Here is a 24,811-nt window from a genome sequence, read left to right as displayed (position 1 = left end):
GGCGGTGAGGGCTCAATCTCCCCCCTTGAGGGGGAGATGCCCGGCAGGGCAGAGGGGGGTGGGACGGAGTGCAACTTTCGCCCTTCTGTCAGCGACCCGCTCAATCCGTCCACTTCACCTTGGTAAGGTCGTTGGCCTGGATCGGGGCATTTTCCCACAGGCCCTGCAGTTTGGCGTCCCAGACGCCGACCTTCGGCAATTCGTAGAGGAAGCCGACCACGGCGTCATCGGCCAGGACCTTCTGCGCCTCGCCGAGCAGCGTCGTGCGCTTGGCCTCGTCGGAGGTAAGGTTCAATTCGTCGATGATCTTATCGAAGGCCGGATTGTCATAGTTGAAGTAATAGTCCTTACGCGAATAGATATCGATGTCGTTAGGCTCGGTGTGGGAAACGATGGTCAGGTCGTAGTCCTTCTTGGTGAAGACCTGGTCCAGCCATTGCGCCCATTCGACCGGGATAATCTCGAGATCGATGCCGATTTCGCGAAGCTCGGAGGCGATGATCTCGCCACCAAGCCGCGCATAGGAGGGCGGCGGCAGCTTCAGCGTCGCCTTGAAGCCATTCTCCAGGCCGGCTTCCTTCAGCAATTCCTTGGCCTTCTCCACATTGTGCGGATAGAGGCCGGTCAAGTCGACATAGGCCTTGCTGGCGGGCGACATGTGCGAGCCGATCGGCACGCCGAGGCCGGCCGAGGCGCCGTCGATGATCGCCTTGCGATCGAGCGCAAAGGAAATCGCCTGCCTGACCTGCAGCTTGTCGAAGGGCGGCTTCTTGTTGTTGATCGACAGGATGGTTTCACCCTCGGTCGAGCCGATCACCACCTTGAAGCGCGGATCGTCCTTGACCTGGGCGACGCTGTCGGGGTCGAAGAACGGAAAGGCCTGGACGTCGCCGGAAAGCAGCGCCGGAACGGCGGCGGCGGCATCCGGAATGATGCGGAACTCGGCCTTGTCGAGGAACACCGGGGCGCCCCAGTAATTGTCCGACTTGACCAGCGTGATCGATGAGCCCTTGGCCCAGTTCTGGAACTTGAACGGGCCGGTGCCGATCGGTTTTTCCTTGTTGGTGTCGGCTGTCTCAGGCGCCACCATCACCGCGTCGCCCCAGCCCATATTGTAGAGGAACGAGCCTTGCGGGTTCTTCAGCGTGACCTTCACCGTCGCGGGATCGACGACCTCGACCTTGTCGATGGCGGCAAACAGGCCCTTTTGCGCGTTGACGGAATTGTCGGCGCGGGCACGATCGAGCGAGAATTTCACGTCGTCGGCATTGAAGTCGCTGCCGTCATGGAATTTCACGCCTGTATGCAGCTTGAAAGTGTAGACCTTGCCGTCGTCGGAAATGCTCCAGCTTTCGGCGAGATCGGGCAGCACTTCGCCGTTCGGGCCGATGCGGGTCAGGCCCTCGAAGACATTGGCATAGAGCACCTCGTCGATTGCCGCCGCGGCGCCCGCCGTCGGATCGAGATGCGGGGGTTCGAGCGTAATGCCGATGACCAGGTCGGTGCGCGCGGCCATCGCCGAGGTTCCGGCGGCCAACGCCAGCGCCGCGGCAGCCAGAATGGTTTTCCACAATTTCATCGTGCAACTCCCCATATCTAAAATACGTGCTCAAACCCGGGCGGATAGAAGCGTGAATTCGCCGCCGAGTAAATTGCGTTTCGTACCGTCCGCCGTCGCCGGGAGGAATGTTTTTTCGCCCATGGCCGGATCATCGCGGGCCGGCGTCCCTCAGCAGAACGTCGAGGCCGATCGCCATCACCTTTGCCGAGTCCAGCATGTCGGCAATGCCGACCCATTCATCGGGCCGGTGGGCGAGATCGAGGATGCCCGGGCCATAGGCGATGCAGTCATAGATGTGGCCGATACGGGCGATGTGCTTCTGGTCGTAGGTGCCGGGCGAAATCACGTAATCCGGTTCGCGGTCGAATATCTCCATGATGCCTTGCGCGACCGCCTTAACCACCGGCGCGTCGCGCTCGGTCATCAGCGGCAGCACCTCCATCAGATCGCGGATTTCATAGTCGAACTTTTTGCGCTCGCGCTTCAGCCGTTCGAGGATATCGGTCACCTCGCTCTTGACCGCAGCGAGATCCTCTTCGAGCAGGAAGCGGCGGTCGATGGTCAGCCGACAGGAATCGGGCACGTTGGGCGAGGGCAGGCCGGGCCGGAAATCCTCCGTCTGGCCGCCATGGATCGAGTTGATGTTCATGGTCGAGCGTTTTGCGCCTTCGGGCACGACCGGCATGCGCGTCATCTTGCGGTCGAGCGCCGGAAACAATTCGTCTTCGAAGGCGCGCAGCACGGCGCCCATATGGCGCACCGCATTGTCGCCGAGGAACGGCATCGAGCCGTGCGCGATCTCGCCCTTGGTCTCGATCTCCGCCCACCAGACGCCGCGATGGCCAAGGCAGATGCGATCCTTGTTGAGCGGCTCGGGAATGATGACGTGGTCGACCTTCGGTCTGGAGAAATAGCCGAGCTTGGCCAGATGCGCGACGCCGCCAAAGCCGCCGGACTCCTCGTCGACCGTGCCTGAAATCTCGATGGCGCCGGGAAAATCGGGAAACACCTCCATGAAGGCTTCAGCGGCGATGATCGAGGCGGCAAGCCCGCCTTTCATGTCGCATGCGCCGCGGCCATAGACCTTGCCATCCCTGACGATGCCGGCGAACGGATCGAGGCTCCAGCCGTCGCCGGGCTCGACGACGTCGATATGCGAATTGAAGTGCACGCAAGCACCCGGCGCCCGGCCATCGAAGCGGGCGACGACGTTGACGCGCGGGTAACGGTCAGTGTCGCCGGGCGTGCCCTCGGCACGGATGAATTCGATCTCAAAACCACGCTTCTTCAGCCGCGCGCCGATATATTCGGCACATGGCCGATAGGCTTCGCCGGGCGGATTGATGGTCGGAAAGCGGATCAGATCCGCAGTCAGGGCAACCAGATCATCGGCTCGGTCATCGATAGCCTTGAGGAGCCGTTCGTTCGGTTCGTTCATTCGGCGAATTGAGCAGCGGATGAAGCGGTTTTGCAAGCCCGATGGCGAATTGCGAGGCGATTGCGTGTCGTTACGGCAACTATTGCGGGAAATCGTTCAAATTCGCTGCTTTGGATTGGTGAAATCGTCAGGGAGTAGGTGTTAGCTCTCTGGCTTGCCATCAAAACGCTGGAGAACAGCGTGACGGCAGGCAGGCAAGGGGCATCAAAGGGGTTTGATTGCATGAAAAACACTGTTCTCATGGCAGCGGCATTAGTAGCGATGCTGTTCGGTTCGTCGTTCGAGAGCCGTGCGGCCAGCCTGGTCGCGAACATCGATATTTCCTCACAGACGATGACGGTAAGATACGGGCTTTCGTATTATCGGTGGAGCGTTTCCACCGCCCGCAAGGGCTACATCACGCCGCGCGGCAGTTACCGGCCACAGCGGACGGCCCGGATGTGGTATTCGCGCAAATACGACATGTCGCCGATGCCCTATTCGGTGTTCTTCCGCGGCGGCTATGCCATCCACGGCACCGGCGCGATCCGGCAATTGGGGCGCCCGGCATCGCATGGCTGTGTGCGCCTCCACCCCAGCAACGCCGCCGCGTTCTATTCGATGGTGCGCGAAGCCGGCTTCGGCAATACGCGGATTCTCGTGACGAATTAGGGCCTGCTCCTCGGCCCGCAATAAAAAACCCGCCGGAGCGGCGGGTTCGTTGGGGCCAAATAGCACCATACCGAAATTAGTAGCATAGCTGCCGGCACAAAGCAAGAACAAAATAAGGCTTGCACCCAAAAAAGATGGTGCGCTCAGGCGGGTTTGTCGCGCATTGTCGCTGGCCGACGCTTTTTGCGGCCGCTGATCTCCCAGCGCTTGTGGAACCACATCCACTGGCCGGGGTCTTCGCGCACCCAGCGCTCGACCACGTCGTTGAGAAGCTGGGTGGTGGCGCGGACGTCGACACTGCCGCCGGCGGTGCGCGGCAAGGTGAGCTTGTCCTCGATCTCGAGCCGGAAACGGTTGTTCGGCAGGCGTACGCAGCGCGCCGGGTAGACATCGCAATCGTAGTGCCGCGCCAGGGTGCCGAGAACCCGGTTGCTCTCGCAGGGGCGGCCGAAGAATGTCGTCTCGAGCCCGCCGGTGAATTTTTGGTCGACCAGCACGCCGATATTGCCGCCTTTCTCCAGGATGGCCGCAAGTGCGAACGAGGCACCGGTCGAAGACGGCAGCAGCGATCCCATGCTCGAGCGGCGGGTCGAGAGGATGTACTCGGCGAGGTAAGGGTTGTTGGGCGGGCGAAACAGCGCCGTGATGTTCATGCCGAATGTCGCCGCAGCCACCGGCAGCAGCTCGAAATTGCCGAGATGCCCGGTGAAGACGATATGCGGCTTGTCCTCGCCAGCGATGCGCACGAAATGCTCCACGCCCTTGACCTCGACACGGCCCGGCTTCGTCGCAGCGGGATCGTAGTCGAACAAAGCATCGAGAAAGATGTATTCGGCGGCCAGGCGGGCCATGTTGCCCCACATATCGGAAGCGATCGCTTCGATCTCGGCATCGCTTTTTTCCGGATAGGCCTGGCGCAGATTGTCGACCGCAACCTGATGGCGCGCTACCCAGGGGCCGATGCGGCGGGCAGCGCGGTCGGCGAAATTGAGCGCCCTGTCGGGCGGCAGCAGGCGCAGCGCGGAGATGATGATCATCGCGACGCGCGCGACCAGCCAGTAGTTGAACTGGCGAAGCCGCCTGCCATAGCGGAATCCCACGTCCCTGCGGATCTTCCTGAAGGCGTTGCCGATCATTTCAGCCGACGCGCAGGATGATCTTGCCGAAGACGTCGCGGCCTTCCATGCGCTTCAGCGCCGCATCGATGCCGTCGAAGCCGACCTCGGTGTCGATCACCGGCGCGACCAGGCCCGCGGCCATCTTCTGCATGGCGTCGGCCATATTTTCCATGCGGCAGCCGAACGAGCCGAGCAGCTTCAACTGCTGCTGGAACAACTGCATCAAATTGATCTGTGTCGACACGCCGGAGGTCGAGCCGCAGGTGACCAGCCGGCCGCCGCGCTTCAGGCACAGCATCGAGGCGGCAAAGGTGTCGGCGCCGACATGCTCGAACACCACGTCGACGCCCTTCTTCTTGGTCAGCTTGCGCACGATGCCTTCGAAGCGGTCGTCGCGATAATTGATTACGTGGTCGGCGCCGAGCGCCTTGGCCTTGTCGATCTTGTCGTTCGAGCCGACGGTGGTGATGACCATGCAGCCCATCTTCTTGGCCAGTTGAATAGCGGCGGAGCCGATGCCGGAGCCGCCGGCATGGACCAGTATCGTCTCGCCGGGTTGCAGCCGGGCATTGTCGAACAGCATGTGCTCGACCGTGCCGAAGGTGACAGGCGCCACCGCCGCGCCGATTTCGCTCACGCCTGGCGGGGCGGGGACCAGAAGGCGCGCCGGCAGGTTGATCTTTTCCTGCGCAAAGCCGTCGAGATGGAAGCCGTGAACGCCCGAGACATGCTCGCAGAGATTGTCACGGCCTTCGCGGCAGGCGCGGCAAAGACCGCAGGTGCGGGCGCCATAGATCGACACCAACTGTCCGGGCAGGAGGCTGGAAACGCCGGGGCCGACCGCCTCGACCTCGCCGGAGGCCTCGGCTCCGACGACCAGCGGCAGCTTGCGCTTGGCGAAGGCCATGCCGCGCCAGCCCCAGACGTCGATATGGTTCAGCGCCACGGCCTTGATGCGCAGTGTCACCTCGCCGAGCAAAGGCGGCGGCGGTGGCGGCAGGTCCACCGTTTCAAGCCGGCGATCCTCGATAAGTTGCAATGCGCGCATGCCAGATCCCAGGTTGCGCATGACCGAGAACCGTTTCGGAAAGGACCATGCGCACGACAACAGTGCTAGAGCGGAACGGTCGCTTAGACCGGTTCCCGCGCCATGACAAGGCAGGTGTTCTGGCCGCCAAAGCCGAAGGAGTTCGACAGGACGGTGCCGACCTCGGCGTTGCGCTTGGTGTTCGGCACCACGTCGAGCACGATTGCCGGGTCGGGATTGTCGTAGTTGATGGTCGGCGGAATGATGCTTTCGCGCATCGTCATCAGCGAAAATGCGGCCTCGACAGCACCGGCAGCCGATAGGGTATGGCCGATCATCGACTTGTTCGACGAGACCGGCATTGACGAGATCCGCTCGCCGAACACCGTCGACAGCGACAAATGCTCCATCTTGTCGTTTTCGGGCGTCGAGGTGCCATGGGCGTTGACATAATCGATCCCGTCCTCGCTCAGGCCGGCATCGGCAAGAGCGGCGCGCACCGCCGCAATCGCCGGCGAACCGTCCGGCTTGGAGCGGGTGCGATGGAAGTCGTCGGCCTTTTCGCCGCAGCCGCGCAATATGCCGAGAACGGTGGCGCCGCGGGCAAGTGCTGCCTCCAGCGATTCCAGCACAAGGGCGCCCGAGCCTTCGGCCAGCACGAAGCCGTCGCGATCCTTGGAGAAGGGTTTTGAGGCCTTTTCGGGGATGTCGTTATGGGTGGAGAGCGCCGACAGAAGCGAGAAGCGGATCAGCGCCTCGGCGGTCGCCGAGCCGTCGGCGCCGATCGACAGCGCCCTGTCGCATTCGCCGCGGCGGATCGCCTCGACGCCGAGCTGGATCGCCGTGGCGCCCGAAGCGCACGCGGTCGACAGCGTAATCGGCAGGCCGCGCGTGCCGAAACGGTCGGCAAGCCGGTCGGCAATCGAGCCGAACTGGGTGGTCTCGAAGATGTCGAGTTCTCTGAGGCCGCGCGCTACCCGCAGCAGCCTTTCGGCGCCGGAATCGTGCCTGTCTGAATTATTGGGCTTGTCGGAATTGTAGAGCGAAAAGCGCTCGCTCCAGTCGAGCTCGACCGGCGGCGAAGCGAGGAACAGCGGTCCGCCGAAATCGCCGGCATCGAGGCCCGCCTCCGACATCGCTTCCTGGGCGGCGATTTCGGCAAGCTCATAGGTGAGGAGACTGGCGCCCTTGGAACTCGACGGCAGGAAATCGACCATGCCGGAGATGCGGGTGTTGAGATGATCGACCGGGAAGCGGGTGATTGGATGAATGCCGGACTTGCCTGAGGTAAGTGCCGCCCAATTGTCGGTTTTGCCGACGCCGAGCGACGTCACCACGCCGATGCCGGTGACGGCGACGATGGGCCTGCCCATGTGGTCGTTCAGATTGGCCATTTGTTGTCCAAAAACCTGTTTCTCTTGGAGCGTCGGATCGCCCGAAACCGCGCCACACTTTTCGGTCCGATGCTCTAGGCGGCTTTGATCAGCGCCATGCCCTCGAATTGGTGATAGCCGATCGCCGTTGCAAGGACGGTGTTCGGGACACCGGCAAACGGTTTTTCGACTGTGGCGTCGAAGACAGGATAGGCGGCCTTGCGGTCGACAGCCAGTGCCGCCAGCGCCACGGCAAAGGGGAACTGCGCTTCCTTCATGTGGCCGGTCAGCGTCGAAAAGCCGCGTGCGGCGATCGCCGGATTGGCGTCGAGCGCCGATTTCTCGGCGGCGGTCGCGGCATGGGCGCCCGAAGCGCCGGAGATCGCGAGCAGCTCGCCATTCGGCAATGCGGCTTGCTTCAACAGCGTGGCGATCTCGCCGTTGAGTTCGTCCCGCCGGCGCCTGGCGCGACCGGACAGGACCGGGCCGAGTTCCGCATAGATCTTCCGGCCACGGCTTTCCGCATGCTCGCGTTGCTCCAGGACGAGAAACGCGCCGCCGGATCCGGTCACCACGCCGCCGCCTTCGGCGCCTTGCCTCTGCCAGACCGGCCGCCACGGACCGCGATGCAGGTAGCCGGCCAGTTCATAGCCGAGCAGCATGTCGGAATGTTCGGTCTGGAAAGCGCCGCCGACCAGAATATGCGTCGACTGGCCGGAGCGGATGCGCGCGGCCGCCGTCTCGACGGCGGCAACGCCCGCACCTTCCTCGCCCATGAAGGTGCGCGACGACCCCGTCACCTTGTGGACGATCGAGATGTTGCCGGCGAGCAGGTTGGAAAGCTGTGCCAGAAACAGCGTCGGACGCAATTCGGTGGTCAGCTTCTCGTTGAGCAGCACGTCGCGGTCATTGCGGCTTTCCGATGCCGCGAGAATGGCCGCATCGACCGCCTCGTCGCGCTCGCCGCCGCCGGCGGCCACCACCATGTCCATCGTCGCGCAGAGTTCGTCATTGCCCTTGATGCCGGCATCGTCGAGCGCAAGGCCGGCCGCATAGGTGCCGAGCCTCTGCCAGGTCTCCATCTGCCGCTGGTCGCCACGCTTGGCGATCTGCAGGTTCCAGTCGATCTCCGGCAGCGGATGGACCGTATAGGGCGAGAAGCGCGAGGCCTCCAGAACCGGCTCAAGCCGTGGCTGGACGAGCTTTTGCCAATGCGCATCCGGACCCTCGCCCAGTGACGAGACAAGGCCGATGCCTGATATGACGACGTCGTGGGGGTTCATGGGAGGCTGTTGTGGGTCGGGCGCGTCAGGCGCTGTGTTCACGTGGCGTTCTTGGCGGCGACGAGCGCGTCGATCTTGGCGCACAGGTTCTTCATGACGAAATAGTCGTCGGTCGAAGCCTTGCCGTCATTGACTTCCTGCGTCCACTTTTCCAACGGCACCTTGATGCCGAATTCCTTGTCGATGGCAAAGACGATGTCGAGGAAGTCGAGGCTGTCGATGCCGAGATCGTCGATGGTGTGGCTTTCGGGCGTGATCGTCTCGATGTCGATCTCGCTGGTGTCGGCGATGATCTTGGCGACTTTGTCGAACGTGGTGGACAAGGGCTTTTCCTTCGATTGCGGGCGGAATCTGTCCGCATGTGTTTTGGGCTGTCTAATCGGTTTTTCCGGGCAGGAAAAGGCCTGATACGCCGCGCGCAGATGGGATTGCTGCCCAGGCAGAGCAATAGGGGTCGCTGGCAACCCCTGGCGATATGCCGAAACCGTCCCATCTCTGATCATTGGGTGTACCAATGTACCATGGTACAAAGATCTATGACCATAGAACGCGTGCAGACCGGGGTGCGCCTGGAAAAACGATTGGTGAAGGTGCTCAAGGCCCTGGCTGAGCATCGCGACATGAGCCTGGGTGACCTCATCGAGGGCATCCTGCTGCATGCTTTCGAAGGCCGGACGCCGTTCTTCGCGGCGACCCTGGAAACAATCGGCCAATTGAAGCGCATCTACGAAATGGAGCTTGCCGCAGCGGACAGCCACCGTCCGGCGGAAACCGGCGGGGAGGGCGGATGACGAGCCATCTTGCGCGCAGCCACAGCATTGTGCTTTCGGGGCCGATCGACCGGGTCTTTCCGCTGTTCACGCCGATCGGAGAGACCTTTGGCTGGACGGCTGGCGCATCGCATCCGCTATGTTCGCGTTACGCGGATTCGCGTTTCGGATTTGTCGAGGTGGCCTGCCGACCGACCACTAACGGAGGCACGTCGATTACCTATGCGTTCACGGCCTTGGAGCCCGGCAGGAGCATCCTATCTGTCCGAACTTACAGAGGACGCGTTCGCGGACATGATCGAGGGATGGAAGCTCCGTGTCGACGCTTGGCTGGTAGCGGTGAAAATCTCGTAGATGGGAACGAGCAAGTAGCGGACAAAGCGGTCGCTCAGTGAGGTTTCCTGCGTTCTGTGCCTTGATGATGGGACAATTCTTCGCCGCTGATCGGAGCAACACCCGTGGCCATGCATTCCTTCCACATCCACATCCCGGATGAACAGATCGAGTACCTACAGCGTCGTATCCAATCGACAAGATGGCCGTCGTCGATCTTCGCATACGGATGGGAGGACGGAACTGACGTTGATTTCCTCAGAAAGCTTTCACGTTACTGGGAATACGATTTCAGGTGGCGCGATCACGAAAAACGTCTGAACCTGTTGCCTCAGTTTAGGGTCACGATAGACGGGTGCGACATCCATTTCGTTCATCAGAAAGGAAAGGGGTCAGCACCCTTGCCGTTGATCCTCACTCATGGCTGGCCCGGCTCCTTCGCCGAGTTCGAGCACGTCATTCCGCTGCTCACGGATCCTGCCAAATACGGCGCGGATGCCGAGGACGCCTTCGATGTCGTCGCACCGTCGCTTCCGGGTTTCGGCTTCTCGTCCCCGCCGCATCAGGCCGGCGTTAGCTCAAAGCGTGTCGCGAAGCTGTGGCGGGGGCTGATGCGCGAACTGGGATATGATCGCTTCGCCGCACAAGGTGGCGACATCGGCGCAGGCGTCTCGACCTGGCTCGCTCGGCTTTACCCGGACGACCTTATCGGATTGCACCTGAATTACATTCCAGGCAGTTTCCGCCCGACCCTCGGTCGCGACGACCCACCTGTCACGCCGGAGGAGAAGGCATTCCTCGACAGTGCGGCGAATTTCGCTGCAACGGAGGGAGCCTACGCTTTTCTGCAGGGGACCAAGCCCCAGACGCTAGCCTTTGCACTGACAGATTCCCCAATCGGGCTAGCCGCATGGATTGCCGAGAAGTTCCGCAGTTGGAGCGACTGCGAAGGCGAACTCGAACGCGCCATCCCTCTAGACACGCTGCTTACAGACATCTCGCTCTACTGGTTCGGTAACACGATCGAGGCCTCGCTCCGGATTTACAAAGAGAACCGGCTCTGCCCCCTGATCTTCGGGCCAAGGGAGCGAATAACACCGCCCCTCGGCGTTGCAGTCTTCCCTCGAGAGCTTCCTATGCCACCTCGCTCCTGGGTCGAGCGAGTCTTCCGTGTCGAGCGCTGGACCGACATGCCGAAAGGCGGACATTTCGCGGCGATTGAGCAACCCGAACTCCTGGTCGAGGACATCCGGGCCTTTTTTCGGCCGCTGAGGCTCCGGCCGGCAAAGTAAGGACGAAAACCTGCCCGTTGTCACGGCTCGGCAGTCCTGATGAGACGGTAGCATCGCATTCGCTTTCGTTAAAAGCGCTCGTTGCTCCTGACTAAGGTCAATGTCGACCTTGGACTCGACCAAGACCTCATCGCGGGTCGGAACCGGTATTCCGCTTAAGGTACCAAGCGCTAGATTTTCACTTCAACCGGCTCCGGCCCGGTCAGAAGGTAACGCGGCCGAGTACCCGCAGGCCGTCGCCTTGCGGCTCGACGACCACGGCTTCGCCTTCACGCGGCGAGATGCCGGTCAATTCCTTGATGTCTTCGAGATGCGTGACCATGACCAGATTGTCGGAGCCGGAATAGCCGCGGATCTCGGCCAGGATCGCAGCGATCTGGGCGGCCTTCTCCTTTTCGTCGGTCTTCAGCAGGTCAAGCGGTGCGAACGGCTCCGGCTCGCTTTCGAAAGCAATGCGGGCGGTCTCGAGGCAGCGGCAATAGCGGCTGGACAGCACGCGCTCGACCGGTGCGGCGCGGGCGCCAAACAGCGCGCCGATCTTGCGCGCCTGTTGCTTGCCGCGCTCCGAGAGATTGACCTGGGTGGCGCATTTGCCGAGGTCGAAATTGGCCGCATCGGTGGTGCCTGTGACCATGGCATGGCGAAGCAGGACCACATGCCCGCCGTCGCGCAGCAGCGCCCAGCCGGCTTCCGTCGCATGGGCTGTGGCGGAAACGGCAAGCAACAGCAGCGCCAGCACAAATCGAAGCATCAGACATCCTTTTCGGGTGACCGGCAGGCAGGTCCCCGGTGACCGGCATATAGGGACGGCAAAGCCGGCTGAAAGACAAGCCGAGTGCAACCTGCGGCCGAAACGCCTATTTCTTCGCTATCTGCTTCTTCACCAGATCGATCTTGCGGTCGGTCAGCGGGATCGGGAGTGTGTAGCCGGCTTCGGTAAAGCCCTGCTTGGCGTTCTCGAAGAATTCGATCGCCTTTTGGTATTCGGCATTGCCACCGCCATAGCTGCCGCGGTTCCAGTGGACGTCGCCGAGATTGTTCTGCTCGAAGGCCCATTGCATCGGCTGGCTTTCGCGGGTGAAGACCTTGAGTGTCGCCTCGAAGGCGGCTTCCGCTTCATCCAGATATTTGCCGGTGCGTTCGAGATTGCCAAGATTGATCAGGCTCATGCCGATGCCGTTCTGCGCTTTTGCCCAGTCGACGGGCGAGGTCTCGAAGGTCAGCACCTCCAGCGCCGCCCGGCGCGCGGCGATCGATGCGGCCAGTTTGCCGGGGTCGGCCTCGCTCATGCTCAGCCATTGCAGCGCCGAGCCGAGGCCGGCCTGCGCCAGTGCCCATTGCCGCGGCGTCGTCTCGCGCTTGTATTCGCGCAGTGCATCGCGATAGGCCTCGATCGCCGCCTCGTAATGCACCGGCTTGTCGGTCACGCCGCCGAGCAGTTGCAGCGTGTTGCCGAGATTGTAGTGGGTCATCGCCCAGTCGAGCGGAAACTCCTTTTTGGTATAGACGCGCCGTGCCGCCCGGTATGCAGCAGCCGATTGCTCAAGCCTGGCAGGATCGCGCGTGCGCTGGCCGAGCGTCTGGTAGATCGAGCCGAGATTGTTCTCCGCCGAAGCCCAATCCGTCGGAAAACGTTGGCGTGTGAATATGATCAGCGCGTCGCCATAGGCAGCAGCCGCCTCTTCGAGCAGGCCGGTGCCGAGATCGAAACGGGCAGCACTGCTCAGCGCGTTACCCAGATTGAGACGGCTGCTCGCCCAGGAGAGCGGGAAGGTGTCGCGTGTGCGGATTTCGAGCGCGGCGCGGAATGCCGCGGCTGCCCCGTCGATTTTCGCCTTGTCGTTGCGTTGCGTGCCGAGAGACACCAGGGTGTTGCCGAGATTGTTCTGGACCATCGCCCACTGAACGGGCGCCTTTTCGCGCGTGTATTCTTCAAGCGCCAGCCGGTAGGCGGCCTCGGCCTCGGTCAGGCGCGCGCCGCCCGGTTCGCGTTCCGAAAGCGCGTAAAGCGCAAGGCCAAGGTTGCTTTGCGAGGCGGCCCAGTCCAGCGGGACTTTGTCGCGCGGCCGCTTCTCCAGCGTGGCGCGCATCGCCACCACTGCTTCGTTCAGGCGTTTCGGGTCGCTCTCGCGTTCGCCGATCTTCAACAGCACATTGGCCAGGTTGTTCTGGGCGGCCGCCCAGTTGATGTCGTCCTTCTCGCGGTCGAACACGGCAAGCGAATCGCGAAAGATTTTCGCTGCCTCTTCCAGCCGGTCGGTTTGGCGCTCGCGCTCGCCGATCGTCTGCAGCACCACAGCCATGTTGTTGCGGGTGATCGCCCAGTCGCGGTTCTGCTCGCCATTGGGGATGAAGTTCAGGATGACGCGGTAGGCGTCGATGGCGTGCTGCAGCGCTTGCCTGTCGCCGGTGGCGTTGCCATGCGCGTTGAGCGCTTCCGCCTCCTGGTTCTTGTAGTTCCAGCGCAGCCTGTCGTCCCATTTCTCGGCCAGCGAGAAGGCCTTGCCGTAATCGTTGGCGGCCGACAGATAGTCGAAGACCAGCGCCGAAGCGTCGGCGCGCCTGGCATAGACCGCCGCGTCGGCAAGACGCTTTTGCCTGACCAGATCCTCTGCCCGATCGACCACGCCGCTGGCCTGCTCGACCCGGCCCACCGCCTGGTCGAGGAAGTTGCGCGCGGTGACGATGGCGCCCTGGCCGATCGCCTTGTCGGCCGAGGCGACGAGGCGGCTGATCTCGGGGTCGTCCGTGCGCAGCGCGTTGCGCTCGGTGATCAACTTCTTCAGACGCTCGGCCTGGGCGTCGAGCAGCTTTTGCAGGTCGGTGGGGTCCTCCGGCATGTTTTCGGTGCCGAGCGCCTTCAGCACGCCATACAGCGCGTCGAGCGGCACGCCGTCCTGCAGCGAGGCCAGTTCCACCTGTGCCCGCTTAGGGTCCGGCAACTCAGCGATCGTCAGCAGCAATTGCCGCCGCTCGCCGGTGATCAGGCCGTCGTCGCCGGTCGGTTCCTGCGGTGCTACGCCGAAGTAGAGCAGCCGGCGCAGGCTTTCATTGACCCATGGCCGCTGCTTGGCCTTGGTGTCGAGATAGACCTCCTCTGTCACCATGCGCATGACCGAGCCGAACTCGGTGCCCTTCATCGCCGCGAGATGGCGCAGAAGTGCCGCTGCGTAGGGGCTGTTTTCGCCGACGATGCCGTCGAGTGCCGGCCGCCCCGGCTCGGCGGCAAAGCCGATCACCGTTCCCAGATTTTCCGTCGCGGTCGCGTTTGCCAGTGCCCTGGCACCGCGCACCGGCTCCAATCCGCCGGCGCTGATCGGCGAGGCCGAGGCCGTCGGCGCCCGGCGCAGCACCGCATCCGCCGGAAACGGGTTGGTGCGGCAGGCATCGAGCAGCATGATCGTTACCGGCACGGTCGTCTTCAATTCGTCCATGACGGCGGAGATCGGCACCAGGGCCTGATCGGCGTCCTTCAATGAAGAAACGTCGGCGTCGACAGGCACCAGATAGTTTTCGCCGCCGGCCTCGATGCCGTGGCCGGAATAGTAGATCAAGGCGACGTCGGCGTCCTCTGCATCCTCGGCGAAACGCTCGAGGTCGCGCTTCAGCTTTGCCGTGTCGCGGTCGGTGACGCTGCGCGCGTCGAAGCCGAGATCGGTCAGCATCTTGGCGATGTCGCGGGCGTCGTTGGCGGGGTTGGGAAGAGCCGCTATGTGCTGGTATTTCGACTGGCCGACAATCAGCGCCACGCCCTTGAGGCTCGCCGGCTCCGCGGCATGAGCCGAGGTCACCACGAGGCAAAGCATGGCGCCGACGAAAGCCGTCAGCCACGCCTGCTTCAAGAAGTGCTGATTTCCGACAAGGCCCATTCGCCGCGTGCCCCCCGACAACCCTGTATAGCGCTGGCATCCAACCATGAGCAAATTCGGGCAGATCCGAGCGGCCGGATTGTTGGCCGGTACATTCGCGAGGGAAGGGCGATTGCGCCGCCGCCGAGCCTCGCCTATCACGGGAAAAATGTCTCCGCTTACCGAAACCGTCCTCTTCGTTTTCAGTCTTGTCGGGCTCGGCTATCTTGCCGGGCTGACCGGCTATTTGAAGCCGGCGAGCGGCGAGGGCGTATCCGAATTCGCCATCAACGTGGCAATGCCGCTTTTGCTGTTCCAGACCATGGTAAAGGCTGATTTCCACGGCGTGGCGCCGTGGTCGCTGTGGGGCGCCTATTTCGCGGCGGTGGCGCTTACCTGGGCTGCCGGCCATCTGGTCATTACGCGCATCTTCGGGCGGGACGCCCGCGCCGGCGTCGTCGGCGGCGTGTCGTCGTCCTACTCCAACGTTGTCCTGCTCGGCGCGCCCTTCATCATCGGCGTGTTCGGGCCGGCCGGGTTCGAAGTGCTGTCACTGCTCGTCTCCATTCACCTGCCGGTGATGATGATGGCCTCGATCATCCTGTTCGAGATGTTCGGCCGCGGCGGCAGCGAGCCGGTGCATCCGCTCCGCGTCGTCAGGAGCTTTCTCAGGAGGGTATTCATCAATCCGCTGATCATCGGCATACTGGCCGGGCTGGCGTGGCGCTTCACCGGTGCGCCGCTGCCGGTGCTTGCGACGCGGCTGAGCGACGCGCTGGCCGGCACGGCCGCCCCGGTGGCGCTGTTTGCCATGGGGCTCAGCCTGCGCCGTTTCGGCATTTCTGGCAATGTAAGGCCGGCGCTGGCGCTGTCGGCGCTGAAACTGTTCCTGATGCCGGCGCTGGTTCTCGGCCTGGTCTGGCTGATCGGCCTGCCGCCATTGACGGCCAAGGTGGCGGTCATGGTTGCGGCGTTGCCGTCCGGCATCAATTCCTATCTCATCGCGGTGCAGTTCAACACCGGCCAGGCGCTGGCGTCGAACCAGATGACCATCGCCACCGCCTGTGCGGTCGTGACCACTGCGTTTTGGCTGACAGTGGTCGTCCATGTTTTTGGATAAGAACTCGGGTTTTTGGATAAGAACCCGGGTTTTTGGATAAGAACCGGGCTGCATCGCCTCTCGCTTTGGCTGGCCCAAACCCTATATGCCATCTTGTGATTGCTTGCGGGGCTTGCCCTGGGCTAAGAGCAGTGGCTCTAGCGATGCTATCGCGCACGTCCATTCACGAAATCAGCGACCGGCCCGCCAGGTGCCGAACGGAGGCGAGATCATGCTTCAGAAAACCAGCCATTTCATGCGGCAGGCCAATCTCATCAATGGCGAATGGGTGCAGGCCGATTCAGGCCAGACGGTCGACGTCAACAATCCTGCCACCGGCCTCAAGATCGGCACCGTGCCGAAGTCGGGCAAGGCCGAGACCCGCCGCGCCATCGAGGCCGCCGACGCTGCCTTCAAGACGTGGCGCAAGACCACCGCGCTCGAACGCTCGAAGCTGTTGCGCAAGCTGCACGACGCGATGATGGACAATCAGGACGTGCTGGCCGAACTACTAACCATCGAGCAGGGCAAGTCGCTGTTCGAATCGAAGGGCGAGATCGGCTCGGCCGCGTCCTACATATTGTGGTTCGCCGAAGAAGGCCGCCGCACCTATGGCGACGTCGTGCCGTCGCCTTGGGCGGACCGCCGTATCCTGGTGACCAAGGAGCCGGTCGGCGTCATCGCCGCCATCACGCCATGGAATTTCCCGTCCTCGATGCTGGCCCGCAAGCTCGGTCCGGCGCTTGCCGCCGGCTGTACCGCCGTGGTCAAGCCGGCGTCGCAGACGCCTTATTCCGGCCTTGCCTGGGGCGCGCTTGCCGAGGAAGTCGGCTTCCCCAAAGGCGTGATCAATATCCTGACCGGCGCTGCCGGCGAGATCGGCGACGAGATCTGTGCCAACCCGCTGGTCAAGAAGATCACCTTCACCGGCTCGACCGAGGTCGGCAAGATCCTGATCCAGAAGTCGTCGGTGACGGTCAAGAAAGTGTCGATGGAGCTCGGCGGCAACGCGCCGTTCATCGTCTTCGATGACGCCGATCTCGAGCGGGCCGTCGCCGGCGCCATCACCGCCAAGTACCGCAATTCCGGCCAGACCTGCGTCTGCACCAACCGCTTCCTGGTGCAGGCCGGCATCTACGACCAGTTTGTCGAAAAGCTGGCTGCTGCGAGCAACGGGCTGAAGGTCGGTTCCGGCCTCGAGGAAGGCGTCCAGCAGGGACCGCTGATCGACGAAAAGGCGGTGGAGAAGGTCGAGGAGCTGATTGCCGACGCTACCGCCAAAGGCGGCAAGGTCGTCGCCGGCGGCAAGCGCCACGCGCTCGGCGGCTCGTTCTTCCAGCCGACGGTGATCGCCAATGCGACGCCGAAGATGCGCTTCATGAAGGAAGAAATCTTCGGCCCGGTGGCGCCGGTATTCAAGTTCGAGACCGAGGAAGAGGCCGTGGCACTCGCCAACGACACCGAGTTCGGCCTGGCCTGCTATTTCTACACCGGCGATCTCGGCCGCGCCTTCCGGGTCATGGAAGGGCTGAAATACGGCATGGTCGGCGTCAATGAAGGGCTCATCACCACCCCTGAGGCGCCGTTCGGCGGCGTCAAGGAATCGGGCCTCGGCAAGGAAGGCGGCCATCAGGGCATCGAGGACTATCTCGACACCAAATATGTCTGCATCGGCGGACTTGGTCTCTAGAAGCCTCATGCGGTAATACCGAAAAAGACCCTGAGCCGCTTCGGAAAAGGCCAGGCTGGCGTCGAGCAACGAACTTGCGAGCATGGCGATGAAAGACGGCGAGGTTTTCGGCACGACGCAGGCGGGCGAGGAAGTCCGCCGTTTCACCATTCGTGGCGGCGGCCTTACCGCCAACATCATCGGCCTGGGTGCGATCATCCAGGATCTGCACCTGGCTGGGCACGACGCGCCGCTGGTGCTCGGCTATGATCGTTTCGAGCACTATGAGACGGATACCGCCTTCTTCGGCACTGTCGTCGGGCGCTATGCCAACCGTATCCGCGACGGCCGCTTCACGCTTGCCGGCAAACGCTACCAGACCGAGCGCAATTTCCTCGAAAAGCACACGCTGCATGGCGGTTCGCAAGGTTTTTCGCGCCGTGCCTGGGCGGTTTCGCTGCATGGCAGGGATTTTGTCACGCTGACCCTGCACGACCCGGACGGCACGATGGGCTTTCCCGGCGCGCTCGACGTGACCTGCACCTACCGGCTCAAGATCCCGGGCACGCTCAGCGTCGAACTGACCGCCACCTGCGAGGAGCCGACGCTCTGCAACCTCACCCAGCATTCCTATTTCAACTTGGATGACGGCGGCGCCGGCGACATTCTCGATCACCGGCTGATGCTGAATGCCGGCGCCTATCTGCCGGTCGACGCGGATCTCATTCCGACAGGCACGGTAAAGCCGGTCGACGGCACGCCCTTCGACTTTCGCCAGGCGCGGCCGCTGCGCATGGAGACCGAGGGCGAACAGCTCCCCTATGACCAGAATTTCTGCCTCGCCTCGACGCGCGGGCCGCTGAAGCAGGCGTCGTGGGCGCAAGGCGCGAATTCCGGCGTCGAGATGGAGCTCTGGACCACCGAGCCGGGCGTCCAGCTCTATACCGGCCAGTATCTGGCGCCGTCCTCGCCTGGATTGGGCGGACGCCAGTACAAGGCGTTTTCGGGCTTCTGCCTGGAGCCGCAAATCTGGCCGGATGCGCCGAACCGGCCGTATTTCCCGCAAGCCACGCTGTGGCCCGGGCAGATCTACCATCACGTGACGGAATACCGGTTCAGGCTGCCTTAGGGCATGACCCCCCGGAAACCGGCATGGTTTTGCTGCGCTGACCTCCGGTTCGGAAAGGATCATGCAAAATTCAAAGTGTTATAGCGTCCTTTGCGCGTCCAATGACGCGCGGCGCTCTGGAGTCAAAACGCAATCACTCTGAACGACCGACTTCGAACCCTCTCGGACCTTTGACGCCGAGAGCCCTGACGACGCAAGTTGACCCTTATCCGACATTCGGGCTCTCATGCAGCAAAGTACACAGACCTGAAAAGCTGTCTTTCAGGGGCGGCGGCAATGGCATCAACCTGCGACCTGCTGTAAGCTTGGAAAGCGGGTAACGATCCGCGAAGGATTGGGGGGATGGAACGTCATCTCGCAGCCGTCCTGATTGCCGATGTCGTCGGCTATGGCCGCTTGAGCCAGATCGACGACGAGGGTACGCGTGCGCTTTTCCGAACCGACCTGAACGAAGTATTCAAGCCAAGGATCGCTGCGCACCATGGTCGACTGGTGAAAACCATGGGAGATGGGATGTTGGTCGAGTTCCACAGTGTGGTCGACGCCCTACGCTGCGCGGTCGAAATCCAGCGACAGAAGGCGGAGGTGAACGATTTCACGCAGCCAGAACGGCGGCTTGATTTCCGCATCGGCATCAATCTGGGCGATGTTATCGTTGAGGGTGACGACATCCACGGTGACGCGGTGAACATCGCCGATCGGCTACAAGGGCTGGCGGAACCTGGAGGAATCGCGATTTCCGCCACCGCCTGCGACCATGTGAGGGGAAAGGTGCCGATCGGCTTTGCCTCACTCGGCGTGCAGAAAATGAAAAGTATCGCCGAACCGGTTCGCGTGTACCGTGTCTTGATCGACCCTGCTACTGCGGGCAAGATCGTCGGTGCCAAACCACGCCTTTCTTCCGGCGACGACAGTAAGCCGCCGGTAATTGCGGTTTTGCCGTTCGAAAACCTGAGCGCCGACGACGGCTGGACGCGGCTGGCAGACGGCCTGTCGGCCGACATGATCGGCGACCTAGCGCGCTATCCCGACCTTGCGGTCATTTCGCGCCAGACCATGCAGTCCTATCGGGGACGGGCGAGCGACACACGCTCGGTCGGACGGGAACTGAACGCCGATTACCTGCTGGAAGGCACCCTCCAGGCGATCGGACAGCGTGTCCGCGTCGCGGTGCAGCTGGTCGACACCCGGACCGGAGCCAACCTTTGGTCGGCGCGGTTCGACGAGTCGACCGATGATTTTTTTCTCATGCAGGACAGCATCACACAGAACGTTATCAACGCCCTGGCAGGCACTTTCGGCAAGCTTGCCAATCTCGGGCGTGAGGTGGCTCGGCGGAAGCCTCCCTCGAGCCTGGGTGCTTACGACTGCTATCTGCTCGGGGTGGAACTGCACGACAGATTCACGACCGATGCGAGGGCAGAAGCCATACGCATGCTGTCCCGCGCCGTGGAACTCGACCCCGGCTTCGCGCGGGCCTGGATGACGTTGGGATTGGCACATGCGGTCGATGCCTTCAATGCCTTCACGCCAGATTCAGCCACTTCGGTCGAGCGCTGGCGAGAATGCGTGGAAAAGGCTCTGGCGCTCGACCCTACCGATCCGATGACGCGCCTTTACATGGGCGCTCTCCGCGCCATTGACGGCGATATCAGCGGGGCAGCAGAGGAATACGACCGGGCGCTGGCCCTGGCACCCAATGACGCCGATGTGCTGTCGATGCTTGCCTCAAGCCGAGCTCTCGTGTGTGGAAATCCGGAAGAAGGCTGTGCTCTCGCCGAACGGGCGCTTCGCCTCAATCCGCAGGCTCCGAGTTGGTACTACGCGCAGCTCGCCCGGGCGCGGTTCGTCGCCGGTCGCTATGCCGACAGTCTGTCGTCGCTGTGCCAAAGTCCGCCGGATATTCCCGTCACTCTGATGTTCCGTGCCCTGTGCCACGCGCTGCTCGAAGAGTCGGCGCAGGCGCAGTCGATCGCCAGGCGGATTGCCGTCGAGTTTCCAAGGTTCACCGTCGAGAACTTCATCCGAACCTATCCCGTCACCAATCCTCTGGCCCTCGCTGCGATTAAGGAAGGGGCTCGTCGCGCAGGCATAGCGTAGAGCCGAAAACGGTGCCTAGCTGAGGAGGAGGACGCGCTTCCTGGATATGCCACTTGGTAAGCCGGGCCTCGCTTCCGGCACAGGCTGAAGGTCTGCTTCGTAGCGCTAACTGGGCGCTGGCGTGACCCCTGCTAAGCTTCCGCTCCTGGCGCTCTGTGCTCATTCCCGCCGACTGATTTAAACGGCAAGTTCCGTCCATCTGGGCCATTGGCGGCAGCCAGTCTGATTGAGTTTTGACCCTAATCCTCAAACGCCGCCCTCAGCGTTTCGAACGTCGCAAACACGCCCAATGCAGCGCCCTCGGGATTGTTGGTCGGTGGCAGAGCTTCAGCTATCCGGCGCACCAAGGTCGTCTCAGAACCGGCTGGAGCGTTCTTTCGGCTGAGGCGACTTCAAGCCGTGACAGGAGCATTCCGGATCAGCGGGAAGTCGCGCGGCGGTCTCCAGCGCGACCCGCGAGGCTGTCATGGAGAGACTGGGCAGCACGTCCTCCTGCAGCAATTTCTGGCGATTGCGATCCATATAGTCGTTGAAGCCCGCCGTCACGAACGCGCAAGGCACGAAACACGCGCCGATCTCGCGCGACAAGGTCGCCTCAGGGGCGATGGAATGGTTGAGTACATCCGCCCCCATGCCCCGATATGCCAAGGCTTCGGCAGGCGTTGTCAGCCGGGGCCCATAACAATGGGCAGCCACCAACTGCTGTTCGATGCCATAAACGCGGCATTCGGCTGGCCAATGACGGCGGGCCGTTTCGACCAGAACCGCCGCACATCTTGGACACACGATTTGCTTGCCCGAACAGTCAAAGCTCTGACGGTCAGGAAGCAGTGAAAACGGGGTCTGCGTTAGTTCAATGATATCGGCGGTCACCACCATGTCGCCCGGCTGGATCGCCTTGTTGACGGCGCCTACAGTCGAGCAGGCGAGAACTTGCCGTACACCCGCCCGCATCAATACCCAGAACGCGCGGCGATGGCAGGAATGGTCGATACTGTCGCGGGGATTGCCGTGCGAATACATGCACAGCGCGCGTTTTGCTCTCCCTTCCGCTGTGATCGACGCATCGAATTCGAGCAGCTTCCAGTTGTCGGTGCGACCGAAAGGTGTTTCAAAACTCATGTCGCGCCGCAAGGTGCGCACACCATCGAATTCGACATCTTCCGGGAAGGCAAGCCCCCAGTTTGCCGACCCGGTGATGATGGCCAACCCTACCTGAGGGATGTCCGTCGAATGATCCGTCAGATCGTCGGCTGCATGGTAATTGGTGGGCATGTTTCCAGTCTCGGTCAGGATTTTTGGCGAAGGGTCACAATCAGGACCACGGCCACGACGATGACGGTCCACAATGTCGAGATCGCCGCAATGGTCGGATCGATCTGATCGCGCAGCGACAGGAACATAAGCTTCGGCATCGTGCTGTTGCGACCGCTTGCGATGAAGATCGAAATCACGGACTCGTCGAGCGAAGTCAGGAACGCCATCAATGTCGCCGACAACAAGCTGATCCGAAGTTGCGGAACGATGATTCCGCCAATGGACCTGGCCCAGTTTGCACCGAGGCTGCGCGCCGCCTGAACCTGGTTCCAGTCAAAGCGGGCGAGAGCGGGTAGCAACACAATGCAGGCGACCGGAACGGCCAGCACCACATGTCCGACCAGCACGCCGAATAGCGTTCCGATCAGATGTTGTGCGGCCAACACAAAGAAGAGACCGATCGCAAGCAGGATACCTGGAGTGATCGAGGGGGTCAGCAGGACACTCTGGATGGCCGCAGCGGTCTTTCCGCCAAGCCGATTCATTGAAATGCAGGCGAGCAGCGCGAAAGGCACCGCGATCAACGCCGTCAACGTCCCAAGGATCAAACTCGTTCTGAGCGCGGCCATCCACGTTGCCGAGCCGAAGAAGTTCTCGTACCAGCGCAATGAGTAGGCGTGCGGCGGAAACTCGAGGAGATTCGACGCCGAAAAGGAAAGCGGCACCACCACGAGCGTCGGCAGCATCAGAAATGCCATGACAAGAGCGGCAAAGCTCCAGAGCAAAGTGCGGGCGAGCCTGTTTTGCGGATAGGCTTCAAGCATGGGAGGCTTCCACGGTGTTCCGGGCAACCAGACGGCGTGCCGCCAGCAACATCACGCCGATCAGCGCCATGAGAACGAGGAGCAGAATGCCCAGGACGCTTGCCGACCCCCAGTCCTGAAAGGTCGAGAGTGTACGCTCGATCCGGGTAGAGAGCGGATTTACCTTGCCGCCGCCAAGCACCGCCGGCGTGATGAAAAAACCTATGGCGTAGATGAGGACGATGATCGAACCCGAGAAGATGCCGCCCGCCGAAAGCGGCATAATGACTGTGCGGATGACCTGCCTGAGAGTGGCTCCCATGCTCGCAGCCGCGCGAATGAGATTTGGGTCGATATCGCGCATGGCAGCATAAACAGGCAGCAGAAAAAGTGGCAGCATGTAGTGCACCATGCCGATGAGCGTTCCCGTGAAGTTGTAGACCAGCGGCAATGGCTCCGCCGTCAGGCCTGAACCGGTCAAAGCCGCGTTGATCAGGCCGTCGCGCCGCAAGAGCACGAGCCAACCATAGGTACGCACCAGAATAGAGGTCCACAGCGGCAGCATGACGAACGCCATGAGCACGTTGGCCAGCCTTGGTCTGACGCTGGCCAGCGCCAGCGCCAGAGGAGTACCGAGGAGTATGCAGCCCGCCAGCGTACCCAAGGACAGTTCGAGGGTCGTGACGAGCGCTGACCACGTCAGTCCGCTCGAAAGGACCTTCTGGTAGTTGCCGACGGTGTACTCACCCCCGGTGGTCAGGAAGGATTGCCGGATGATCCAAAGGATGGGCAGTATCGCCGCCAGTCCAACGATGAACAGCGCCGGGAGCGAAAGTGAAAGAAAAAACCGCCGCTCGCGCCGCGCATCCGCCGCGAGCGCCGGGTCCCGGACGACGGTCACGCCATCGCTCCCGGTATCGCGTGAACCTTCGCTGCTGGTGCATATGCGGTCATCCGCTGACCGGCGGCAAGCTCGGCGCAGCCGCCGGCCAGCGCTGCCGGAATGCAGACAAGAACCTCTTGCCCGCCGTCAAGCGCCAGCGTCAAAAGCCAGTTCTCGCCGCGGAACGCTTTGGCGCGCAGTATTCCTTCGAGAGCCACTCCGTCTCCCCCGACGAGCTTCGCATCAAGATGGAAGCTTTCGGCGCGGATCATCAGGGTTTCGCGTGATGCTTCGGCGCCGTCGATTCTGCGCGCCGAGCCCGGGGCCACAATGTTGGCCTCGCCCATGAACTCCGCGACGAAGCGGGTCGATGGACGATCATAAATCCGCTGCGGCGTATCTATCTGCTGGATGCGGCCAGAATTCATCACCGCAATCCGGTCAGACATAATCAGCGCTTCGCGCTGGTCGTGGGTTACATAGATCGTGGTGATCCGTAGATGATCATGCAGACGCCGGATCTCATACTGCATGGTCTCGCGCAGGTTCTTGTCGAGCGCCGACAGCGGCTCGTCCATCAACATCACGCGCGGTTCGAAGACGATAGCCCGCGCCAATGCCACCCGTTGACGTTGGCCGCCGGATAATGCGGCAATATTGCGCTCCGCCAGACCATCCAGCTTCACGCGGGCCAAGGTATCAAGCGCCCGCTGACGCGCCTCCGCTCTCGGTACCTTGCGCAGCACCAGCGGATACGCGACGTTCGCCAGGACATTCATGTGGGGAAACAAGGCGTAATTCTGGAATACTATGCCGATGTCTCGTTTATTGGGCGGCAGGCGGGTGATGTCTCGATCGCCCAAGAAAAGTTTACCGGAATCCGGCCGGACAAAACCGGCCAGAGCCATGAGTAACGTGGTCTTGCCCGATCCCGATGGCCCTAGCAGCGTGAGGAATTCGCCAGCCTGAATGTCGAGCGAAACATCATCCAGTGCGACGTAGGACCCATAAGCCTTGTGCACGCTTTCGACGGTGATCGCGAGCGACTTCATCATGTGCTCCAGCCTTGAAGCGCGTCGCGTTCGACCGGCGTCACGCGACGCGCTTTAGGTTCTTGTTTTCATGCATGTCATTGTCGCGCGCTGCACATTTTTGCGCGACATGCGTCAGAGCTGAG

20 protein-coding genes are annotated in these 24,811 nt (G+C 62.3%); 7 read left to right on the top strand and 13 right to left on the bottom strand.

The genetic code is table 11. The features are described 5' to 3' along the window. Window positions 1-100: 100 nt before the first annotated feature. Window positions 101-1,579 carry an ABC transporter substrate-binding protein gene (locus NKI08_RS01965; protein ID WP_352766873.1) on the bottom strand — a complete coding sequence of 493 codons (1,479 nt, stop codon included), beginning with the start codon at window positions 1,577-1,579 and terminating at the stop codon, window positions 101-103. Between the two features lie 130 nt (window positions 1,580-1,709). Further along, the gene (locus NKI08_RS01960) at window positions 1,710-2,999 is read right to left on the bottom strand and encodes an acetylornithine deacetylase/succinyl-diaminopimelate desuccinylase family protein (protein WP_352766871.1); all 1,290 of its coding nucleotides are present in this window, start codon (window positions 2,997-2,999) and stop codon (window positions 1,710-1,712) included. Window positions 3,000-3,221: 222 nt separating this feature from the next. Here NKI08_RS01960 and NKI08_RS01955 point away from each other — a divergent pair, with 222 nt between their 5' ends. Next, a complete protein-coding gene (locus tag NKI08_RS01955) occupies window positions 3,222-3,650 on the top strand; it encodes a L,D-transpeptidase (protein ID WP_352470461.1) in 429 nt (142 codons plus the stop codon). A 143-nt stretch (window positions 3,651-3,793) separates the two neighbouring features. On the opposite strand, the gene NKI08_RS01950 is transcribed toward NKI08_RS01955, so the two are convergent. From NKI08_RS01950 to NKI08_RS01930, 5 genes are all read right to left on the bottom strand, one after another. After that, complete coding sequence (locus NKI08_RS01950; protein ID WP_352539687.1) at window positions 3,794-4,786, bottom strand: lipid A biosynthesis lauroyl acyltransferase; 993 nt, start codon at window positions 4,784-4,786, stop codon at window positions 3,794-3,796. 1 nt (window position 4,787) lies between these two features. After that, a complete protein-coding gene (locus tag NKI08_RS01945; protein WP_352766869.1) occupies window positions 4,788-5,816 on the bottom strand; it encodes a zinc-binding dehydrogenase in 1,029 nt (342 codons plus the stop codon). Between the two features lie 83 nt (window positions 5,817-5,899). Beyond that, the gene (locus NKI08_RS01940; protein WP_352766868.1) at window positions 5,900-7,189 is read right to left on the bottom strand and encodes a beta-ketoacyl-ACP synthase; all 1,290 of its coding nucleotides are present in this window, start codon (window positions 7,187-7,189) and stop codon (window positions 5,900-5,902) included. A gap of 74 nt (window positions 7,190-7,263) precedes the next feature. Beyond that, entirely contained in the window at window positions 7,264-8,451 is a 1,188-nt protein-coding gene (locus NKI08_RS01935) for a beta-ketoacyl-ACP synthase (RefSeq protein WP_352766866.1), read from the bottom strand. Window positions 8,452-8,489: 38 nt separating this feature from the next. Next, window positions 8,490-8,774 carry an acyl carrier protein gene (locus NKI08_RS01930; RefSeq protein WP_023719977.1) on the bottom strand — a complete coding sequence of 95 codons (285 nt, stop codon included), beginning with the start codon at window positions 8,772-8,774 and terminating at the stop codon, window positions 8,490-8,492. A 213-nt stretch (window positions 8,775-8,987) separates the two neighbouring features. Between NKI08_RS01930 and NKI08_RS01925 the strand changes: the two genes are divergently transcribed. Both NKI08_RS01925 and NKI08_RS01920 read left to right on the top strand, forming a co-directional pair. Further along, window positions 8,988-9,242, top strand: coding sequence for a hypothetical protein (locus tag NKI08_RS01925; RefSeq protein ID WP_352766864.1), 255 nt, complete (start codon window positions 8,988-8,990; stop codon window positions 9,240-9,242). Between the two features lie 443 nt (window positions 9,243-9,685). Next, complete coding sequence (locus tag NKI08_RS01920) at window positions 9,686-10,846, top strand: epoxide hydrolase family protein (protein WP_352766972.1); 1,161 nt, start codon at window positions 9,686-9,688, stop codon at window positions 10,844-10,846. A gap of 202 nt (window positions 10,847-11,048) precedes the next feature. Here NKI08_RS01920 and NKI08_RS01915 read toward each other — a convergent pair whose 3' ends face one another. Together NKI08_RS01915 and NKI08_RS01910 are read right to left on the bottom strand one after the other, a co-directional pair. After that, entirely contained in the window at window positions 11,049-11,597 is a 549-nt protein-coding gene (locus NKI08_RS01915; RefSeq protein WP_352454578.1) for a histidine phosphatase family protein, read from the bottom strand. 106 nt (window positions 11,598-11,703) lie between these two features. Continuing rightward, entirely contained in the window at window positions 11,704-14,688 is a 2,985-nt protein-coding gene (locus NKI08_RS01910) for a caspase family protein (RefSeq protein WP_352766862.1), read from the bottom strand. Window positions 14,689-14,863: 175 nt separating this feature from the next. On the opposite strand from NKI08_RS01910, the gene NKI08_RS01905 reads away from it, so the two are divergent. From NKI08_RS01905 to NKI08_RS01890, 4 genes are all read left to right on the top strand, one after another. Further along, window positions 14,864-15,814: an AEC family transporter gene (locus NKI08_RS01905; protein WP_352470327.1), complete on the top strand. Its 951-nt coding sequence runs from the start codon at window positions 14,864-14,866 to the stop codon at window positions 15,812-15,814. Window positions 15,815-16,025: 211 nt separating this feature from the next. Next, entirely contained in the window at window positions 16,026-17,483 is a 1,458-nt protein-coding gene (locus NKI08_RS01900) for an NAD-dependent succinate-semialdehyde dehydrogenase (RefSeq protein ID WP_352470328.1), read from the top strand. A gap of 82 nt (window positions 17,484-17,565) precedes the next feature. Next, window positions 17,566-18,591 carry an aldose epimerase family protein gene (locus NKI08_RS01895; protein WP_352451968.1) on the top strand — a complete coding sequence of 342 codons (1,026 nt, stop codon included), beginning with the start codon at window positions 17,566-17,568 and terminating at the stop codon, window positions 18,589-18,591. A 342-nt stretch (window positions 18,592-18,933) separates the two neighbouring features. Further along, the gene (locus tag NKI08_RS01890) at window positions 18,934-20,691 is read left to right on the top strand and encodes an adenylate/guanylate cyclase domain-containing protein (protein ID WP_352539696.1); all 1,758 of its coding nucleotides are present in this window, start codon (window positions 18,934-18,936) and stop codon (window positions 20,689-20,691) included. Between the two features lie 354 nt (window positions 20,692-21,045). Here the strand turns inward: NKI08_RS01890 and NKI08_RS01885 are convergent, their stop codons facing one another. The 4 genes from NKI08_RS01885 to NKI08_RS01870 are packed head-to-tail and all read right to left on the bottom strand — an operon-like array spanning window position 21,046 to window position 24,686. After that, window positions 21,046-21,966 (bottom strand): phosphorylase family protein, encoded by a 921-nt coding sequence (locus NKI08_RS01885; RefSeq protein ID WP_352766859.1) that lies wholly within the window; start codon window positions 21,964-21,966, stop codon window positions 21,046-21,048. A 14-nt stretch (window positions 21,967-21,980) separates the two neighbouring features. Beyond that, a complete protein-coding gene (locus NKI08_RS01880; RefSeq protein ID WP_352470332.1) occupies window positions 21,981-22,772 on the bottom strand; it encodes an ABC transporter permease in 792 nt (263 codons plus the stop codon). Beyond that, on the bottom strand, window positions 22,765-23,652 hold the full coding sequence (locus NKI08_RS01875; protein ID WP_352539697.1) for an ABC transporter permease: 888 nt from the start codon (window positions 23,650-23,652) through the stop codon (window positions 22,765-22,767). Before NKI08_RS01875 ends, NKI08_RS01880 begins: the two co-directional genes overlap by 8 nt. Next, window positions 23,649-24,686, bottom strand: coding sequence for an ABC transporter ATP-binding protein (locus NKI08_RS01870; RefSeq protein WP_352501102.1), 1,038 nt, complete (start codon window positions 24,684-24,686; stop codon window positions 23,649-23,651). The genes NKI08_RS01875 and NKI08_RS01870 overlap by 4 nt, the downstream gene beginning before the upstream one ends. Window positions 24,687-24,811: the final 125 nt, after the last annotated feature.

Source organism: Mesorhizobium sp. M0768, from assembly GCF_040320195.1.
GTDB lineage: Bacteria > Pseudomonadota > Alphaproteobacteria > Rhizobiales > Rhizobiaceae > Mesorhizobium.
Note: the sequence above shows the minus strand (reverse complement) of the source record. Positions and strands in the feature narration are given on the sequence as shown.

Bases quoted from the DNA above. Each gene is read 5' to 3' on its own strand.
- NKI08_RS01890 (WP_352539696.1), top strand. From the start codon at position 18,934: ATGGAACGTCATCTCGCAGCCGTCCTGATTGCCGATGTCGTCGGCTAT.
- NKI08_RS01960 (WP_352766871.1), bottom strand. From the start codon at position 2,999: ATGAACGAACCGAACGAACGGCTCCTCAAGGCTATCGATGACCGAGCC.
- NKI08_RS01955 (WP_352470461.1), top strand. From the start codon at position 3,222: ATGAAAAACACTGTTCTCATGGCAGCGGCATTAGTAGCGATGCTGTTC.
- NKI08_RS01870 (WP_352501102.1), bottom strand. From the start codon at position 24,686: ATGAAGTCGCTCGCGATCACCGTCGAAAGCGTGCACAAGGCTTATGGG.
- NKI08_RS01940 (WP_352766868.1), bottom strand. From the start codon at position 7,189: ATGGCCAATCTGAACGACCACATGGGCAGGCCCATCGTCGCCGTCACC.
- NKI08_RS01950 (WP_352539687.1), bottom strand. From the start codon at position 4,786: ATGATCGGCAACGCCTTCAGGAAGATCCGCAGGGACGTGGGATTCCGC.
- NKI08_RS01915 (WP_352454578.1), bottom strand. From the start codon at position 11,597: ATGCTTCGATTTGTGCTGGCGCTGCTGTTGCTTGCCGTTTCCGCCACA.
- NKI08_RS01965 (WP_352766873.1), bottom strand. From the start codon at position 1,579: ATGAAATTGTGGAAAACCATTCTGGCTGCCGCGGCGCTGGCGTTGGCC.
- NKI08_RS01895 (WP_352451968.1), top strand. From the start codon at position 17,566: ATGGCGATGAAAGACGGCGAGGTTTTCGGCACGACGCAGGCGGGCGAG.
- NKI08_RS01935 (WP_352766866.1), bottom strand. From the start codon at position 8,451: ATGAACCCCCACGACGTCGTCATATCAGGCATCGGCCTTGTCTCGTCA.
- NKI08_RS01925 (WP_352766864.1), top strand. From the start codon at position 8,988: ATGACCATAGAACGCGTGCAGACCGGGGTGCGCCTGGAAAAACGATTG.
- NKI08_RS01900 (WP_352470328.1), top strand. From the start codon at position 16,026: ATGCTTCAGAAAACCAGCCATTTCATGCGGCAGGCCAATCTCATCAAT.
- NKI08_RS01920 (WP_352766972.1), top strand. From the start codon at position 9,686: ATGCATTCCTTCCACATCCACATCCCGGATGAACAGATCGAGTACCTA.
- NKI08_RS01880 (WP_352470332.1), bottom strand. From the start codon at position 22,772: ATGCTTGAAGCCTATCCGCAAAACAGGCTCGCCCGCACTTTGCTCTGG.
- NKI08_RS01905 (WP_352470327.1), top strand. From the start codon at position 14,864: ATGTCTCCGCTTACCGAAACCGTCCTCTTCGTTTTCAGTCTTGTCGGG.
- NKI08_RS01945 (WP_352766869.1), bottom strand. From the start codon at position 5,816: ATGCGCGCATTGCAACTTATCGAGGATCGCCGGCTTGAAACGGTGGAC.
- NKI08_RS01885 (WP_352766859.1), bottom strand. From the start codon at position 21,966: ATGCCCACCAATTACCATGCAGCCGACGATCTGACGGATCATTCGACG.